General features: G+C 52.8%; 15 protein-coding genes. 3 read left to right on the plus strand and 12 right to left on the minus strand.

Going from position 1 to position 17225, the window contains the following annotated elements:
- Position 1: 1 nt before the first annotated feature.
- The 6 genes from D3P09_RS07180 to D3P09_RS07205 form a co-directional block, all read right to left on the minus strand.
- Positions 2-652, minus strand: a complete 651-nt coding sequence (locus D3P09_RS07180; RefSeq protein WP_120108328.1) for a response regulator — start codon at positions 650-652, stop codon at positions 2-4.
- Positions 653-684: 32 nt separating this feature from the next.
- Entirely contained in the window at positions 685-1683 is a 999-nt protein-coding gene (locus tag D3P09_RS07185) for a sensor histidine kinase (protein ID WP_120108329.1), read from the minus strand.
- A gap of 135 nt (positions 1684-1818) precedes the next feature.
- The gene (locus tag D3P09_RS07190) at positions 1819-2541 is read right to left on the minus strand and encodes a PspA/IM30 family protein (protein ID WP_120108331.1); all 723 of its coding nucleotides are present in this window, start codon (positions 2539-2541) and stop codon (positions 1819-1821) included.
- Positions 2542-2545: 4 nt separating this feature from the next.
- The gene (locus tag D3P09_RS07195) at positions 2546-3028 is read right to left on the minus strand and encodes a PspC domain-containing protein (RefSeq protein WP_120108332.1); all 483 of its coding nucleotides are present in this window, start codon (positions 3026-3028) and stop codon (positions 2546-2548) included.
- Positions 3025-3711, minus strand: a complete 687-nt coding sequence (locus D3P09_RS07200) for a PspA/IM30 family protein (RefSeq protein WP_120108334.1) — start codon at positions 3709-3711, stop codon at positions 3025-3027. The genes D3P09_RS07195 and D3P09_RS07200 overlap by 4 nt, the downstream gene beginning before the upstream one ends.
- A 40-nt stretch (positions 3712-3751) precedes the next feature.
- Complete coding sequence (locus tag D3P09_RS07205; protein WP_120108335.1) at positions 3752-4042, minus strand: LiaF transmembrane domain-containing protein; 291 nt, start codon at positions 4040-4042, stop codon at positions 3752-3754.
- A gap of 261 nt (positions 4043-4303) precedes the next feature.
- Here D3P09_RS07205 and D3P09_RS07210 point away from each other — a divergent pair, with 261 nt between their 5' ends.
- Complete coding sequence (locus tag D3P09_RS07210) at positions 4304-4873, plus strand: C40 family peptidase (protein ID WP_120108337.1); 570 nt, start codon at positions 4304-4306, stop codon at positions 4871-4873.
- A 1266-nt stretch (positions 4874-6139) separates the two neighbouring features.
- Here D3P09_RS07210 and D3P09_RS27595 read toward each other — a convergent pair.
- The gene (locus D3P09_RS27595) at positions 6140-6316 is read right to left on the minus strand and encodes a hypothetical protein (protein ID WP_165867338.1); all 177 of its coding nucleotides are present in this window, start codon (positions 6314-6316) and stop codon (positions 6140-6142) included.
- Between the two features lie 589 nt (positions 6317-6905).
- Here D3P09_RS27595 and D3P09_RS28290 point away from each other — a divergent pair.
- Together D3P09_RS28290 and pdxR are read left to right on the plus strand one after the other, a co-directional pair.
- Complete coding sequence (locus D3P09_RS28290; protein ID WP_279387118.1) at positions 6906-7028, plus strand: hypothetical protein; 123 nt, start codon at positions 6906-6908, stop codon at positions 7026-7028.
- A gap of 203 nt (positions 7029-7231) precedes the next feature.
- A complete protein-coding gene (gene pdxR / locus D3P09_RS07230) occupies positions 7232-8680 on the plus strand; it encodes a MocR-like pyridoxine biosynthesis transcription factor PdxR (protein WP_120108344.1) in 1449 nt (482 codons plus the stop codon).
- A 68-nt stretch (positions 8681-8748) separates the two neighbouring features.
- Here pdxR and D3P09_RS07235 read toward each other — a convergent pair whose 3' ends face one another.
- From D3P09_RS07235 to D3P09_RS07255, 5 genes are all read right to left on the minus strand, one after another.
- Entirely contained in the window at positions 8749-8943 is a 195-nt protein-coding gene (locus tag D3P09_RS07235) for a hypothetical protein (protein WP_120108346.1), read from the minus strand.
- 119 nt (positions 8944-9062) lie between these two features.
- Positions 9063-10364, minus strand: a complete 1302-nt coding sequence (locus tag D3P09_RS07240; RefSeq protein WP_165867339.1) for an MEDS domain-containing protein — start codon at positions 10362-10364, stop codon at positions 9063-9065.
- Positions 10365-10581: 217 nt separating this feature from the next.
- Positions 10582-11532 carry an iron-hydroxamate ABC transporter substrate-binding protein gene (locus tag D3P09_RS07245; RefSeq protein WP_120108349.1) on the minus strand — a complete coding sequence of 317 codons (951 nt, stop codon included), beginning with the start codon at positions 11530-11532 and terminating at the stop codon, positions 10582-10584.
- Positions 11533-11859: 327 nt separating this feature from the next.
- Positions 11860-13533, minus strand: a complete 1674-nt coding sequence (locus tag D3P09_RS07250) for an AraC family transcriptional regulator (protein ID WP_120108350.1) — start codon at positions 13531-13533, stop codon at positions 11860-11862.
- Positions 13534-13679: 146 nt separating this feature from the next.
- On the minus strand, positions 13680-17129 hold the full coding sequence (locus D3P09_RS07255; RefSeq protein WP_165867340.1) for an RCC1 domain-containing protein: 3450 nt from the start codon (positions 17127-17129) through the stop codon (positions 13680-13682).
- Positions 17130-17225: the final 96 nt, after the last annotated feature.

Genomic DNA, 17225 nt, shown 5'->3' on the forward strand with positions numbered 1-17225 from the left:
ATTAGTCCGCGATTCCTTGCTTATGCGCATAGATCGCAGCCTGTGTACGGTCCTCCACATTCAGCTTGTTGAAAATATTCGTGACATGGAATTTAACCGTCTTCACGCCGATGAACAGCTCATCCGCGATCTCCTGATTGGACTTGCCCTGCGCAACACGCTTGAGCACATCCATCTCGCGTTCGGTCAGATCATCATGCAAGCGCGGCTGCTCCTGCTGCTTCGGCGTGCGGAACCGGTTCATCATTTTGGCCGCCACTTGCGACTCCAGCACGGATTGCCCCCTTGCAGCCGCACGGATCGCTTCGGCGATCTCGCTTGCACGGGATGTCTTCAGCAAATAGCTGAATGCCCCCGCTTCGATAACGGGGTATATTTTGCTGTCATCGATAAAGCTTGTAAGCACAATAACCTTGCAATCGGGATGGGACTCCAGCAGCTTGGCCGTCGTCTCGACGCCGTCCATCCCTTCCATCACAAGATCCATCAGAACAACATCGGGCCTGTAGGATTGCGCCAAGCGAATGCCGTCCATCCCGTTGCTCGCTTCTCCTACAACCTCGATGCCATCCTCCGTATCCAGCACCGCCGCAAGTCCGATCCGCACCATCTCGTGATCGTCGACAAGCAATACCTTTATCGGTTCCTCCATAATCTATCCGCTCCTTTCGCTATGCTTCTATCTTAACTCGCCGGACTAAGTCCGTCCATCGGCACCCAAAGGTGAATCGTCGTGCCCTCGCCCGGCTGCGATATCATCTGGAGGGATCCTCCAAGCTCATTCACTCGCTCTTCCATTGTCAGCAAGCCGTAAGACGTTTGTTTCTTCGCTTCCAGATCGAACCCGACCCCATTATCCTGCAAGGTCATATGCAACTTGTTGTCCAGCCGCATCAGTCGGATGCGCATGCTTCCCGCCTTGGAGTGGCGAAGCGTATTGGACAGCGCTTCCTGGGCAATCCGGAAGAGATGATCCTCCGTCTGCGGCAGCAGCACGATCGATTCATCCACTTCCAATAAAATGTCCATCGGCACCTTCTGCTTCAGCTCGTCCACAAGCGTCGTCAACGCTTGTCCCAAGCTCTTGCCGTCCAGATGAACCGGACGCAGATGCAACAAGAGCGCCCTCATCTCGGATTGCGCCACCGCGGCCATCTCCTCGATCAGCTGCACCTGGCGCTTCGCGCGCTCCCAGTCCCGCTCGATCGTCCGGCTGACCGCCGTCGCTGTCATGGAGATAGCGAACAGCTGCTGGCTGACAGCATCATGCAGCTCGCGCGCAAGACGCTGACGCTCCTCCAGCACCGCGGTGAATCTCACCTTCTCGGTCCACTGCGGGTCGCTCTCATGCTCAGAGTCATTTCCGCCCGCTTCCTCTGAATCATTGCTCAGCGTTACCGCGTAGCGCTTGCGTTGCTGCTCGGTCAGCCGCTTCAGCCGGGCTTTCAGCTTGGAGTTCTGCAGATAGCCGTTAAGCGCCGCCACCGCAAGCCCAGCACCGACTAGCCCCAGCCCTGTAATCGCCCATCTGCCCTGCAGGATGAACGGCTCCACGATATCAAGCCCTTGAAGCAAGATGACAGCCAAAGACGCAATAATAAGCAGCCATAATAGCGTCTCCACCACATTGCGCCTTCGTGCGGCTTTGCCTTGTTCTCCCCCATTATTTTCCTGATCCTGCATGCCTACAGCTCCTTATGTAGCCGGTCATGATGCCTGTGAGCCAATCATGTCCAGCCATGCTTGCGAATCCTCTCACAAAAAAGCATGAAAGAGCAGACCGGTAGCCGGTCCGCTGCTTCCATCCTTGTATCGTTCTTATTCCGCTTCTGTCTTGTTAGGAGCAGGAGCAGCAGCGTTCATTTTGCTCTTGAGCGCTTCCAGCTGCGCATCTACCTTCATGCGCTTCTCCAGGTCAGCCGCGCTGACTGGGGTTGCCGATGCTCCGCTGCCGGTGCTGTAGGAAGAGTACGGCGTGCGAAGCACATCCGCTTCCGCTTCCATCTGCAGAATCTTCTCTTCCATCCGGTAGAAGCCGCGCGATGCTGTGCCGCTGTCGATCGTATGGTTCGAGCTAAGCTGAGCCATTTGCTTCTGCGCCTTCGCTACTTGAGCGCGGGAAGCCAGTTCATTGCGCTTGTTGCGCAGTTGGTAGAACTCTTCTTTCATCGCGTGCAGCTGCCCAAGCAGCTCTTCGGCTTGACCTTTAGCCTGAGCGTGCAGGTCCGTGTACTCCACAATCTTCTGATCGAAGTACAGCTTCTCTTCCAGCAGCTTGCGAGTCAGCTCTTCCTGACCTGCGCGAAGCGCTGCTTCTGCCTTGGACTCGCGCTCTGCCGCATTGCGTACGGAGTCGTCCAGACGCTGCTTCATGCGGCGCTCGTTCGCCATTTGCTTCGCTACCGTTACCTCCGCTTGATGAATCTCGGACTCCATATCGCGAAGATATTGGTTCAGCATGACAACCGGATCTTCCAGCTTGTCCAGTACCTCGTTCATAGATGCTTTCGTCATATCCTTCATTCTTTTAAAGATTCCCATAGTATTATTCTCCCTTCTCCTGTTTCGCTAATTTGGCTTTCAGTTCCTCGATCTCGCGGCGCAGTGCCTTCTTCTCCAGATCGTCCATCATGCTATCGAATTGCGAGCCTGCAGCAGGCTCTTCCTTGCCGTATGAAGTGCCCCAATTGTTCGGAGGCGTATTGTTCTGATATTGATTGAAGCCGCCGTTGTAGCCAGTGTGGTGCGGGCCGTTATGCGGACCATTGTGAGGGCCATAGCCGCCGCCGAAGCCGTTGTTATGACCATTGCCGTACCCATGCGGGCCGAACGCGCCATAGATGGGCGGCTCTTTCGGCACAACCAGACCAGCGATAATGTAGATGAAGATGGCCATACCGCTCGATAGGACAGTGATGACAATGAGCAGTATCCGTATAAGTGTCGCATCCACATTCAGCATTTCACTTAGCCCGCCGCACAGGCCGAGCAATTTCTTATCCCGTCTGGAGCGATATAGCTTTTTCAAGACGACCAACCCTCCTTCTCAAGTTTGCGTTTCAATTCGGCAAGCTCGCGCTCAATCACGGACTTGACCGTATTGCCGACGCCCCCTTGATCGAATTCTCTTCCCATTCGGCGCACATCCCGCAAGCTTCTGGCTTCCTGCTCCAGATCGCTGATGCGATCCTCCATTTGGCGGAACATCGTGCCTGGGTGAGCCCCGTCGGATACGCCCCCCTGTAGTCTGCTGTTCATGCGCTGCTGCAATCTGACCGATTCCATGCGGGCTGTGTAGTACTCGCGCTTATCGTATACGGTCTGGTATTCGCTGCGCATCTCGCGCAATTGCTCCTCCAGATCCATCGTGTTTTGCCGGCTTTGCTCGTACAGCTCTCTATATTGTGCAGAGCGCTCCTCGCAGCTTGCCTTCTCATGAAGGGCGATGCGCGCCATGTTCTCTTCTCCGGCTTTGAGGGCCGTCATCGCTTGCTGCTCGCGGCGTTCCTTCTGCGCTTCAGCCTGCAGCCACTGCGCCCGGAGATGATTGCTGTGATTCGCATATTGCTGATGGAGCTTCTCGGCCTGGATGATATCCTCTCGCGTTGACCAGAGGAACTGATCGATCATCCGTACCGGATCTTCCGCTTTCTCCAGCCTCTCGTTCAACGTTGCGACTGTAATGTCTCGGATACGACGTGCAATGCTCATCTATATGTCCTCCTAACCCGTTTATCTATACTTCTTTATATTAATAGGATCTCTTGTTTCTGAACAGCGATACTCCGACAGCGATCAATCCGATTGCCAGCAAGAGCATGAAGAATCCGCCGAGCTTGCCCAGCAGCATCACGCCGCCGATTGCGATCAGAACGCCGCCGATCACTTTCTTATTGTTCATCCACCCTACTACGCCAAAGCCGATGAGGATGAATGGGAGCAGAAGTCCAAAAATCCAACCCAGATTAATATTGAATACATTCAGAACGGCCAAGCCGCCAATGACAATTAGCAGTACACCAAGTGCGCTTTTTCCATTCATGTCCAAATCCCTCTCCTTTCTTCTATTAGAATTCTTTCATTTTTGATGATTCAACCTTGTTCAGCAGCTCTTGCTTATGTACCTAGTATAGATCGTTCAAACCCTTTATAAAACGGACTTTCGGCGGTTTTTGAACTAGACTTAGGTCGAGTCGCGTCCCCGCCTCTAGAGGCGGAATTGGGCACAGGACCATATTTTGTGGGGTTAAAACGGTTCCAAAGCCTATGTTACGGTAGTTGTACCAACCAGGAGGTGCAAACAATGAAACAAAACATATTCGCGAAAACACTCGTAGCAGGCGCCGTAACAACAGCGTTGCTTGTAACAGGATTTACACCATTGCAGCACGGAGCAGATACTACGGCATATGCCGCAACAGCATCGAGCAAATCAGCCAAGATTGAAGCAACAATCAAGCTGGGCGGCAAGTATATGGGTACGCCTTACGAATTCGGATCGAACCGCAGCAATACAAGAACGTTCGATTGCTCCGATTTCGTCAAGCATATCTTTAAACAAGCGGCAGGCGTGACACTGCCCGGATCTTCCGCCACTCAAGCAAGCTATGTGAAGAAGCATTCCACTGTGAAGACAAGCTGGTCCAGCCTGAAGCGCGGCGATCTCGTATTCTTCATGTCTTATAAAGGCTCCAGCGCATCGAATTATTCCAAGCTCAACAAGTCGAAGCAGAAAGTAACGCATGTCGCTCTGTACTTGGGCAACGGCAAAGTGCTGCACACGTATTCCCAAAAAAGCGGCGGCGTACGCGTCGACTCCATCAAAGGCACACAATGGGAACACCGCATGATCTTCGGCGGCAGCGTACTGTAGAGATTGTGTGATTCATCTATTATATCCGTTTCGAAAAATGCCGAAGGGGCCATCACGCGCTCCTTCGGCATTCTTTATTTGATCGTTACATATCGCATATCGCTTCTCGACAGCAGCTTGCCTTCGGTTGCTTTGAATGGGCTGAGGTCAAGCGCTTTGGCCGAGCTACCACATCATAGATCGCATACCCTCGGCTACACACGCTGCTAAGTACCGTTAAATCAAGAATCAGCACTTTTGGCGCGTGCAGCGTTACGTAGCACCGTTGCAGCTTCGAATTGAGCGAATTTGAGCTTCTAACGACGCACAGCAACGCTGCATTTACGAATCAGCACTTTTGGCGCGTGCAGCGTTGCGTGGTACCGTTGCAGCTTCGAATTGAGCGAATTCGAGCTTCTAACGACGCACAGCAACGCTGCATTCACGAATCAGCACTTTTGGCGCGTGCAGCGTTGCGTAGCACCGTTGCAGCTTCGAATTGAGTGAATTCGAGCTTCTAACGTCGCACAGCAACGCTGCATTCACGAATCAGCACTTTTGGCGCGTGCAACGTTGCGTAGCACCGTTGCAGCTTCGAATTGAGCGAATTTGAGCTTCTAACGACGCACAGCAACGCTGCATTCACGAATCAGCACTTTTGGCGCGTGCAGCGTTGCGTAGCACCGTTGCAGCTTCGAAATGAGCGAATTCGAGCTTCTAACGACGCACAGCAACGCTGCATTCACGAATCAGCACTTTTGGCGCGTGCAGCGTTGCGTGGCACCGTTGCAGCTTCGAATTGAGCGAATTCGAGCTTCTAACGACGCACAGCAACGCTGCATTCACGAATCAGCACTTTTGGCGCGTGCAGCGTTGCGTGGCACCGTTGCAGCTTCGAATTGAGCGAATTCGAGCTTCTAACGACGCACAGCAACGCTGCATTCACGAATCAGCACTTTTGGCGCGTGCAGCGTTGCGTGGCACCGTTGCAGCTTCGAATTGAGCGAATTCGAGCTTCTAACGACGCACAGCAACGCTGCATTCACGAATCAGCACTTTTGGCGCGTGCAGCGTTGCGTGGCACCGTTGCAGCTTCGAATTGAGCGAATTCGAGCTTCTAACGACGCACAGCAACGCTGCATTCACGAATCAGCACTTTTGGCGCGTGCAGCGTTGCGTGGCACCGTTGCAGCTTCGTTGAAATTGCAACTCTGCCAAACAAGTACGAACGTATTGCGTCGCAACACGTTCTACGCCTTTTTAGACTTTATTTCTGGGTGAAACGGATTAGCCCCTTGAGGTTGTCCAGATGCTTTTCCAGATGATCCATCGTCTCGAAGAAGCCATACTCTTTGCCATATCCAGCACGGTTTGCAGCGCTTCGGCTGATATGTAGTGAGCGATGTTGATTAGCTTTGTGCGGCCGTCCTGCTCATCGAAGATGATCATACGCCTTAGCCGCATGTCTCATTCTCGTTTGAACTTACCGGCCGAACTTTTCGCTGAATGGATCGGAGTCAGTGTTTCACCCGTTATAGTATCCAATTTAATTAGTTCATATCGGCCGGCCTGTTCATTTTCGGGATCAATCCACTTCCACATCCACATGTAAATATAATCATAAAAAAACAAACATCTCATCCGTGTCTTGCAGCAAAAAATCGGCTTCACCACTAAGATTCAACCTTCCCAATGACTTATCGTATAGATGCAGCAATTATCCCCCCTCAGAATATGGCCGCCCCTTATAATTTCAACTTCTAAGCCAAGCACCTCCTGGAACATCTCCAGTTCCCATTTGTACAGATTGAAGCAGGCTTTCGCCGCCTCACAAATTGGACAATGCTTCTCTATATAACTGCAGCTTCCCTCTTCTTGTGCGATTTCTTCGGCCATATAGCCTTCAGCTGTTCAGAATTGCCCTGTGCACGCAACGAGCGGCTCAATAGCGTTTTTCTTTGTGAAAGAAGGCGAAGCCGGTTAAGTGTCCGGCAACCCGCAATTTGCCGACTCGTTCACTCCTTGCGTTGCGATAGGATTTGGGGAGGCATCATTGCAAAATAGTCAAACGGCAGGCGATACCTTAGTGTCAGGAATTACGATTACCATGCTGTTTGTTCTTGGACTGGCGCTGCCTAGCTTTGCAGCCAGCATCCGCACCAAAAATGCTCATTAATCAACAGATTACTAAGTTCCATAATTTTCTCTTCATTAAAGAGAAAGAATCGATCTTAATCTTTCTGTATTGCGGGTTGATTTCTTTTCCCCTATTCATGGAAATCGCTAAATTTCCTTATCAATGTAATTCAATAAAAGGCGGCATCAATGGTATCATTACAAGCATATGGACATTCTTGATGGATTGAGGGAATACAATCGATGTGGAAACCTGACCGAGAGAGCAAGAAACCGCTGTACGCCCAGATCGCGGATCACCTGGAGCAGCGCATATCCTATGGCGAGTTTCCGCCCGGCAGCCAGCTGCCTTCGGAGCGAAAATTGGCCGAGCAGCTCGGCGTGAACCGCAGCACGGTTATTCTGGCGTTCTCCGAGCTTCGCTCTATGGGGATAATTGAAGGGAAATCCGGCAGCGGCACGCGCGTTACGATGACCAAATGGGGTGCGACGCCCAAGCATACGCCAAATTGGAAGCGGTACGCCGAAGGCGGCAACTTTTTGCCCAATCTGCCGTTCATGAGACGCATTCGGGAAGCGCTAAGCGGGGCTCCTGCCCTGATTGATTTCGCCAGCGGGGAGCTGTCGGGCGATCTGGCGCCGAGCGAGGAAATTTCAAATCTGATGAGCCGCCATCAATATACGGCTTATCTGGGCTACGACCATCCTCAAGGGTATATCCCGCTAAGACAAGTGCTGGTACCCTATCTGAACAAATACCGTCAAATTCAGACGACCGAGTCGTCCATTCTGATTACATCGGGTTCTCAGCAATCCTTGTATCTCATTACCCAATGCTTATTGTCTCCCGGAGATGCTGTAGCGATCGAGGACCCATCCTACTGCTACTCACTGCCAATGTTTCAATCCGCCGGTCTCCGGCTGTTCCGTCTGCCCGTTGACCGGGACGGCGCATGTCCGGAGGATCTTCGCGCCTTGTACCGGCGGCACCGGATCAAGATGGTCTTCCTGAATCCGAACTACCAAAACCCAACTGGCGCCGTACTCGGCATGGAGCGCCGGAAGCGTCTGCTGGAGCTGGCAAGCGAGCTTGGCCTTCCCGTTGTGGAGGATGATCCGTTCAGCCTCACCTCCTACGGAGGCATGCCGCCAGCGCCGCTGAAAGCGATGGATGCCGCCGGTTCTGTCCTCTATATCGGTTCGTTCTCGAAGATTGCGGCATCGGGCCTCCGTGTCGGCTGGATGGTTGCGCCCAATGCCATTGTAGAGAGACTGGCTGATGCCCGGCAGCAGATGGACTTTGGCCTAAGCGTCATTCCCCAGCAAGTCGCCGCCCAGTTCCTGAAATCCGATTATTTCGAGCCGCATCTGGACCGGCTGCGCATGCAGCTGCAGTTCAAGCGCGATTTGCTGATCGCCGCACTGAAGCGTGAGCTGACCGGCCTGATCTCATTCACGGTGCCGGAGGGCGGTCTGCATCTGTGGTGCAAGCTGGTGCCGCAGGTCCATGACGGCAAGCTGCTGGAGGAAGCGATCCGCAGAGGCGTCGTGTTCGTGCCGGGCAGCGTGTACGGCTCCGATTCCGGCTATGTGCGCTTTACCTTCGCAAGGGCCAGAGCCGAGGACATCGATGCCGGCATCTCACGGTTCGCCGAAGCGCTGCGCGCCTTGCTGGAGGTGCCTTCTCCCTGAATCAAAATAACCTCCGGGCTATAGCCCGGAGGTTACGTATATCGTAGCATGGCTTCATTCGCCGGCCCTTACAGCCATATTAATAGCGCTGCTACTATTATAATGCCTGCAATGTAGATGATGCCGAGACGCAGCCACTTGCGTCCGGTTTGCTGGGAATAACGCGGATCCTCCACCTTGTTGCTTGCGGAGCGGCCAACCAAAATGGTCGAGATCAAGCCGGCTGCCATAACCAATATAATAATGAGGTACAACCATTCCATAATTATCACCTGCCTGATGAATGATTATACAGCCATTATAAATAGAGGCTGACGCTTTCGCACCCGCCATTGCAGAATTGTTTCCACCATCCATTTGCCAGCGCGAACGCATTCATTTCTTACAATAAAGGAAGCTCAACATGCACCTCTGTGCCCGCATGAAGCTCACTCTTCACCTCGATACGCCCTTCAAAGTGGTCCGTCAGCTTTTTCACCATAAAGAGCCCAATTCCTTGACCGCTCTTATCTGTATTCATTTTCTCATACTTACGGAATAGCTTCTCCAACTGCTCATTCGTCATCCCGACGCCATGATCGCGAATATCCAGAAGCAGCATCCCATCCCGAAGAGCGGCTTGCACCGATACCGATGAACCTTCATGGCTGTATTTGATCGCATTGCTGATCAGATTGGAGACGATGAGCTTGAAGCCGATGCTGCTGCCATAGATTTGAGCTTCCTGCACTTCAATCAGTGCCTGGCACTCCACTCCTTGGGTACGCGCTTTTGTAGACATCATATCCAGCACCTCGTCCAACAAAGGCTTTACGCTCACCGCTTCCTTCTGCCACAGCGTATCTGTCGATAGCAGCTGCTCTGTATTGATGATATGGGCGATTTCATGATCGATCACGTCCACATAATCGACGATAGCTTGCAGCTTGCGCCGATGATCCTCGCCAAGCTCGCCGCGGGGGCTGAGCATCAGCATTGCATAAGCGCGTATCACGGTCAGCGGGTTGCGCACCTCATGCGATACGGCATGGGCAAAATCAAGCTTTTGCTTATAAAGATCCATCTCCGACTGCATCTCCATATGCACGGCAGGGGACGGGAAAATGACCGAACGTTTGGTATCCCCATAGAACATAGAAGGGGCCAGGGAATCATCCGTCATAAAATATTCATGAAATCGCAGCATCTCATTCTGCACATGAGCGGGTATAATGTTGGCATTATAAGCGCATACGCCCACCATTCGGGCATTCTGAACGGAAGCATCGCAGCGGTGCTCATAAGTGATAAGCTGTTCCTCGATCTTCGCATCCTCATCCCATGGCACATGGCCCCATGACCGTATAGCCCGCAGGTCCTGCTGCAAGGGCGTGAACAGCCTGGCGAAATTGTTCATGACATCCGTCACCAGCAGCATGCCGTGCTCATAATAAAACTCGGCATGATTGACGTAATGTATCCGTTCCATAGCCTCGCTTCCTACACGGGCGGCAAGCGCTTCGATAATTTCATGATAGTTCGATTCACTATCGATTAATACGACATGTTCGTCTTGAATAAGTCCGTTGATTAGAAACGATGCGGCATTTTTAATATAAGCATCGTGATTCGAAAAGTAGTAGAGAATGTGCGCTCCATTAGTCACGTCGACTTGATCCATTAGAGATATCGTATTCGGGCTCATCACATACTTCCTTCGCGTTATAGTTGGCTTCACCTTACTCATTCTACGCGTGAAGTGCCTTCCCTTTATTCCCGACAAAAAAGACATGAAAAGATTAATTAATGCATAATTTTTCCTATTTTAAGCATTAAAATGAAATGAAATTTTGAATTCATTTTCGCTTCCATAGAAAAAAAGCGGCTATACCATTAGGCATAACCGCTTTACTCACTTCTATTTATTTGCCGAGAAAGCTCTCGGTGAAGAACTCAAGCTGATGCTCCAGGCTAAGCGGATCTCTGAAGTAGAACGACTTGGCGTTTGCTTCAAACACGCGATTTTGCTGAACTGCCAGAATGTTATTATACGTCTGCGTTTCCTGGAATGTATTGTCCTCTTCCGAGTTTTTGCTGAAGATGACATAGTCTCCAAAATAATCGCCGAGCACTTCCGTCGACACCGCGAAGAATCCGTCCTTCACTGTTGCCGCTTTAACCTTCTCCGGCATTTTTAGTTGGAAGAGCTGATACAGGATTTCGGTACCTCTGCCGAAATTATCGCCGTACACATACAGCTGCTTGCTGAATGTCTCGATGACAGATACAGTTGCGTCATCGCCAATTTTGGCTCTGATTTCTTCCCCTGCCTGCTGCGCCCGTTTCTTGAAGTCTTCTACCCATTCACGGGCTTCCTTCTCCTTATTCAGCAGCTTCCCTACCTCAACCTGCTGCTCCAAGTAGTCAACTTTATCATAAGTGTAGATGACAGTCGGAGCGATCTGCTTGAACTTGTCGAGGTTATTCGTTCCGTCCATCCCGATAATCAAATCCGGCTCAAGCTCCATAATTTTTTCGACGCTCTCGTCGGAGATCACTTCTACGTCCTTCAATTGCTCTTGAAATCTTGGATTTTCCTTGGACATTTCATCCACTCCCACAACGGGGACGCCAAGAGCCAATACATTGCCTGTCAGAAAACGGGTCAGCACAACTACCCGCTGAGGGTTAAGCGGAACTTCGACTGGACCTGCCTCCGACTCATACATGAATGTGCCGGTGCCGGACGTCTCCTGTCCGCTGTTCGAGCCCGTTCCGGCGGGTTCTGGAGCTCCTTTATCCGCTTGATTGCCGCAAGCCCCGACTACGATTGCTGCAGCTAGCAGGAACAATGGTAATAACAACTTTTTCATTTTTATTTCTCTCCTTGTCTCGATGCTTGATCGTGTCAGCATTCTTTTAATAGTGATAATCATTATCAATATAGGGTCAAAAAAAATGCCTCTCTAGCGGCCATATGCAACCAGCTTAAGATTAACCGGAATCTGCACTGCCTGCTTCATGAGGTCCTTCCCTTGTACTGCTTATCGCATCCACGCTGGCTGTCAGCATGACGAAATTCCAATCGTTAATTCTCTGCCATTTCCTCCTTAAGCTAACGGCCCGTCTTAATCACTTCGTTAATTATAAGAAGCAAGCCGTCAGCATACCATGGCATTATGTTCGGAGTTTTACTTGCATTATTGTCTTTTGCTTGCTTCGGCAAGCAGCGCTACTGCCCGTTTCAGCTGCAATTGGATGGATACAGGATTGTACGGCACCCATTCATCCCGCTCCAAATAATGAACATGCCCTCCCCGGACTGCAGCCAGCGCGTTCCATTCCTGCGACTGAAACAGGGTCTCTGCATGGGCAGTAGAGCCCCGCTCATCAGGATAGATGACCACGAGCAGCCGGTCTCCCTCATAATCGGCGAGCTCCTCCGGCTGGATCTGGACAGAATGAAAGCGGTCCTGCTGTTGCTCGATTTCAGCCTTTATACGGGCAGGCGGTCGTAATCCCAGCGATTGATAAATTACATAACCGATATTTCTGGCTCCGTATACCAGCAGCTCGCCAGGCTTGAGCACGAATACGGCATAGGAATCCTGGGCAGCCTCCAACTGCTGCACCTGCAAGCGCGCTGCCTCCTCCTCTTCGTCAAAGGCAGCCAGCCAGCGCTCTGCCTCGCCGCTTCGGCCGATAGCTCTGGCAATCAGCCGCAGATGCTCTCTCCATCCCAGCTCCATCCATGAAACCTCTACCACAGGCGCGTAAGGCCGCAATTGCGAGGCACTCAGCTCCATATACTGCAGATGCTCTCTTGCGGCAATGACAAGCTCAATCCGGTTGCGGCGCAGAGACGACTTGATTTGCTCGGGGGAGCTGTCTATATCTGCAAAGATCATCCCCTCCGGCGATTCGGCCTCCTCCTTGCCTGAAGCATTGACATATTCGCTATTCTCCGCAATCGTTACAACAGGCTTAACGCCAAGCAACAGCATATGGCTGGCATAAGGAATCAGCCAGACGGCCACACGCGGAGCCGGCCCCTGATCGAAGGCAGTCGGTGAAACCCCGGTATGCTGCTTGAAGCGCCGGCTTAAGTAGAATTCATCCCTATATCCGACTCTGTGCGCAATTTCCCTTAGGGTCCCGGCATCCTCAATTAACAGCTCGATGGCCCGATTCACGCGAATCCGGGTCAAGTATTCGCTTGGCGAATAACCTGTTAGCTGCTTGAACATCGAGGAATAATGGGAGCGGCTTACTCCTGCGATTGCAGCCAAGTCATCGCGAGACACTTTGTTGTGAAAGTAATTCTCCAGATGAACGATACTCCGTTCCATGCTTGGCTGCTCCGCCTGCTCTCCCTGACGCTTCAGGCGCTCCAGCACATATAACATGATCTCTTGAAGGCTAATCTGGTTCCTCAGATGCCTCCACTCTTGCGTCGGAACCCGGTGAACGTACAATTCCTCCAGCTTGGCCATAATCGCCGGTTCAGACGGCAGAATCTCGATATGCTCCCCGGATAAAAGCTCGCTTTTCCTCATTGCCGCCTGGCGCTTGTCCCCATGCGTTGCTTGAGGGGCCGTCAGCAGAAGCACATAGACATGGAACGGCTGCAAGCGGTCGGCGGTCAACGAAGCTTCAAGACCTGAGGGAATTAGCGCCATATCCCCTTGGGACAGCTCCCGCGCTTCGCCATCCACGCTCAAGCTGCCTCTTCCGCTTGCTAACGCCAGCAGCGCCGTATATGGTTCATTTATAAGATAGATCGGAAGGTTGGACGTGCCGTACACGGACTTCATTCCGGCAGCGGCAATCAGGGGAAATCCGGACTCCACCCATTCCGATTGAAATTCGCTCATCATCATATGCCTCCTTATGAGGTCGGTCAAGCCTATTATCATCGTAAGCGAAAACAAATACAATAGAGGCGGCGAACGAAAGAAGCAGGCAAGAGGACTTGTTAGCCCCAATGCCTGCTTCTTGCCATGTTCTTCTGCCGAATGGCCTATTCCGTCTCGCTGCCTTCGTACAGCCGCAGCAATAATGTAATGGATTCCGCGCGTGTAATGCCGGCTTGCGGCATATATTGGTTGGCTCCGCGGCCGCCCACAATGCCTTTTAGACGAAGTGCTTCGATGGATGCCTTCGCCCAGGAAGGAATACGGTCATCATCCCCGAACCCGGTGCTTGCATCGTCGTCTCCGCCGATGCCAAGCGCTCTGGCAGTAATGACCGCCACCTCTGCCCGGGAAATGGATTGGTTCGGACGGAACGTTCCATCCTCATACCCTTGCACCCATCCCAGCTCAAGCGCTTGTGCTGCGGCTTGCTCTGCCCATGCTCCAATCGATGCCTGATCCGCAAAGCTGTGAGCTGTGCCGCTTCGCTTCGGCTGCAGCAGCTTCACAAGCATAACGACAAACTCTGCTCGTGTAACGGACTGATCCGGCCTGAAGGTCTGGTCCGGATACCCGTCTGCCAAGCCTAGGGCTGCCGCTTGCTTGATCTCATTCTCAGCCCAATGACCTGCTATATCCGTCATTTCCTTTTGCGGCGGCTTCGGCTCGGATGCCAGGCGTGTAACGCTCAGACGGTATACCCGCTCCGTGCCATCTTCCGCAGCTATCGTAATCGTGAATGTATTGTCACCTGTATTCAGCTTCCATAAGTTCCCGCTAATCTCTTTGCCGTCCTGGTGAACCGTTGCTTTCGCTCCCTGATGCGCGAGCTCGAAGGAAATCTCAAGCTCCTCCAATTCCGTCACGATCTTGTAATCGAATACGGTCGGCGAGAAAGCAGGAATGAGCTCCATGCGGGTACCGCCAGCCATAATGCCCAGCTGCTTCAGCTCGTTGCTGCTGGACAGCTCCGGAACGATAGCCGGCCCTCCTGGATTCGTTGGTCCAGGCGTGATGACAGAGCTGTCATAGGCGGCAATAGCTTGCAGCAAGGCAGTCGCAGCGGCATCGATGGACGTCTGCAAGGAGTCCGCCTTGCCGGCCTCAGCTTCAGCTGCGGCAATCGCTGCCGTCAGCGCAGCCCGGGCTCTGGCAGGATATGTTCCAGGGCTCGTGCCCTCGCTGGTATCGTCCAACCGCTCCTTGGCCCTCTGCAACTGGTCGAGAAGAGCTGTTTTGTCCGCCAAGGTGACAGCTTCAATGGATAGACCCGCGCTTTCTCCCGCGTCATTATACGCTTTTACCGTAAACGAATAGCGGACACCCTTATGGAGTCCTTCGACAAGATAGCTGTTCTCTTGACCGGACGCGATCTCGGCCAGCGGGTCGGGATCATTACCGACGTAGATGCGATAACCCGTTACACCGGCGTCAGCCTTCGCTTCCGGCCAGACTAGCTTCAAGGCTGTGCCTGTAACATCCGTTGCCTCGAGCTCGCCGGCCGTCCATGCCGGAGCGTCCGGCTCAGGCACCTCCGCTGCCCGGTACGCCATAAGCGCGGCGCTCAACGCAGCGCGCGCTTGCTCTACCTCCGCCGTAGTCGCTTGCGAATGGGACGCTACAATCTTCGCTCCGGCGATAGCTTGGCTTAGCGCCGTGCGTGCGCTTGCCGGGTACTGGCCTGGATCCGTGCCTTCCGTTGTTGAGGCCAGCTCATCTTCGGATTCCGAAATGACTGCATTCAAGGCTGTCTTATCGACCTCCATGATTTCCGAATCCCAATAATCCATTAGCGCATTTAATAGAGCTTTGCGCGCAGCATCATAAAGGGTATACGCAGCATCGGGATCGGCGGAGACCGCTTTCGCTTCGGCTATCGCATTAGAGAAAGCCAATCTCGCATCGGCCGGATATTGCCCCGGATCCACGCCTTCTTCCGTTGCCGCCAGCTCAGCTTCCGCGTCCGCAATAACAAAGTCCAGCGCCTCCTTGAACTTGGTCTCTCGGGACACGAATTTTACGTTTTGCTTCGCCGGAATAACAATGCCATTGATGCTGGCCGATATTACGGCATTGCCTTCAGCATTGCTTGCAACTTTGGCGGAGAACTTTCCGTTCCCTTCATATACAAGTCCGTCAATTGTCCCGATGCTGGACTGAAACTCGATCGTATCGGTGCCAAACATGGCAATGCGTCTCCAATAATCGGCCAACTGCAAGCTCACAGTTGCCTCTTCATTCAGAAAAACTTCCGTTTTGGAAATCGCCCAATTCGCTTGTCTTGGATCTGTCATTGTCATCTGGGCGAAGCGTGCAAGATGCGTCTCCGAACGGTTGCCGCCCAGCTGTCCAAAGTTGTTCCTGCCTGCGCTCCATACGGTTCCGTCCTTGCGCAGCACGACGCTATATTGCGAGGCAATGGCAACCTGCTGAATATCGGTAATCGCCACTCCGCTCTCCGCCAGTTCGACCTTCTGCGGAGTTAGAGTGAAGTTGATATTATCCCCGAGGCCTAATTGTCCGGTATAGGCGTCTCCTAGGAAATTCATATTGCTTCCCCATGCCCACAGACTGCCGTCCTCCTTAACCGCAAGCGCATGGCTGTAGCCTCCGTCTACCATCGCCACTTCTTGGAATGGATCCCCTGACGGAAGAATCAGCTTCTCTGCCCGCGTTCGGAGCGTTCTGTCATTCATGCCATGCTGACCCAATTCATTGGTTCCCCATGCCCACAGCGCCCCATCTGTCCCAACGGCGAATCCATACTCGTCACCGCCGCCAAGCGCCCGGATTTGCTCTAGCGGGGTGCCGTCCTTCATCGTTACCGGAACCGGATAAGCCCGATGGGTATAGGTGCCGTCACCCAATTGTCCTCTGCCGTTGTATCCCCAAGCCAGCAGCTTTCCCTCATCGCCCTGGATGGCATAGGTCTGGCTGCCTTTGGACCGAATATCCCGAATATCCGTCAAAGGAACGCCGGCCGAGGCAAGCACTTGAACAGGGGCAGGGACAAAATTGCCGCTGCCCATTGAACCGATGCCTGCTTGACCGACTTGATTGTCTCCCCAAGCCCATACTGTTCCGTCCACCGCCAGGGCGGAGGCATGTGTAGCGCCTGCCGATATTTTCACAATCTTGGGCAGCCCCGCGATTGGTTCGGCAGCATAGCTGATCATATATTCCGGATCGCGCCCAAGCTCGTTGCTGGCGTTAAACCCCCATGAATAGACAACCCCGTTCTCATCCAAAGCGAGAGAATATTGCGGCCCCGCCGATAAGGCCATGATCTTAGTCAGCATCCGATGCTGCCCGTTATATAATTCATAGACTGGCATGGCAACATTAGACGGCTGGATAGAGCCGTTGCCCAGCTGCCCAATATTATTTCTCCCCCAGGCCCTGACCGTTCCATCGCTCAGCAGAGCCAATACATGCGAGTCGCCTGCGGATATGGATACCACTTTCAATGAAAAAGGTTCACTGCCCTCAGCCGCCTTGACAGCGACGGGAGCTGCGAGCGCTCCCAGAGCCAGCGCCGCTATCAAAACCCATTTCAAAGACAAAAGCATCCCTGAATATCCTTTCTTCCTTATGCAAGCTGCGTTCATCTTCTCCAGTTACCTCCTTATCTAAGCCTCCCATGCTCGACATGG

The organism is Paenibacillus pinisoli (assembly GCF_003605435.1).
Classification (GTDB): domain Bacteria; phylum Bacillota; class Bacilli; order Paenibacillales; family Paenibacillaceae; genus Pristimantibacillus; species Pristimantibacillus pinisoli.

Excerpts from the sequence above, each read along its gene's own strand:
- pdxR (WP_120108344.1), top strand. The coding sequence starts at position 7,232 with ATGTGGAAACCTGACCGAGAGAGCAAGAAACCGCTGTACGCCCAGATC.
- D3P09_RS07240 (WP_165867339.1), bottom strand. The coding sequence starts at position 10,364 with ATGAGCCCGAATACGATATCTCTAATGGATCAAGTCGACGTGACTAAT.
- D3P09_RS07200 (WP_120108334.1), bottom strand. The coding sequence starts at position 3,711 with ATGAGCATTGCACGTCGTATCCGAGACATTACAGTCGCAACGTTGAAC.
- D3P09_RS07185 (WP_120108329.1), bottom strand. The coding sequence starts at position 1,683 with ATGCAGGATCAGGAAAATAATGGGGGAGAACAAGGCAAAGCCGCACGA.
- D3P09_RS27595 (WP_165867338.1), bottom strand. The coding sequence starts at position 6,316 with ATGCGGCTAAGGCGTATGATCATCTTCGATGAGCAGGACGGCCGCACA.
- D3P09_RS07205 (WP_120108335.1), bottom strand. The coding sequence starts at position 4,042 with ATGAATGGAAAAAGCGCACTTGGTGTACTGCTAATTGTCATTGGCGGC.
- D3P09_RS07180 (WP_120108328.1), bottom strand. The coding sequence starts at position 652 with ATGGAGGAACCGATAAAGGTATTGCTTGTCGACGATCACGAGATGGTG.
- D3P09_RS07210 (WP_120108337.1), top strand. The coding sequence starts at position 4,304 with ATGAAACAAAACATATTCGCGAAAACACTCGTAGCAGGCGCCGTAACA.
- D3P09_RS07190 (WP_120108331.1), bottom strand. The coding sequence starts at position 2,541 with ATGGGAATCTTTAAAAGAATGAAGGATATGACGAAAGCATCTATGAAC.
- D3P09_RS07250 (WP_120108350.1), bottom strand. The coding sequence starts at position 13,533 with ATGAGCGAATTTCAATCGGAATGGGTGGAGTCCGGATTTCCCCTGATT.
- D3P09_RS07235 (WP_120108346.1), bottom strand. The coding sequence starts at position 8,943 with ATGGAATGGTTGTACCTCATTATTATATTGGTTATGGCAGCCGGCTTG.
- D3P09_RS07245 (WP_120108349.1), bottom strand. The coding sequence starts at position 11,532 with ATGAAAAAGTTGTTATTACCATTGTTCCTGCTAGCTGCAGCAATCGTA.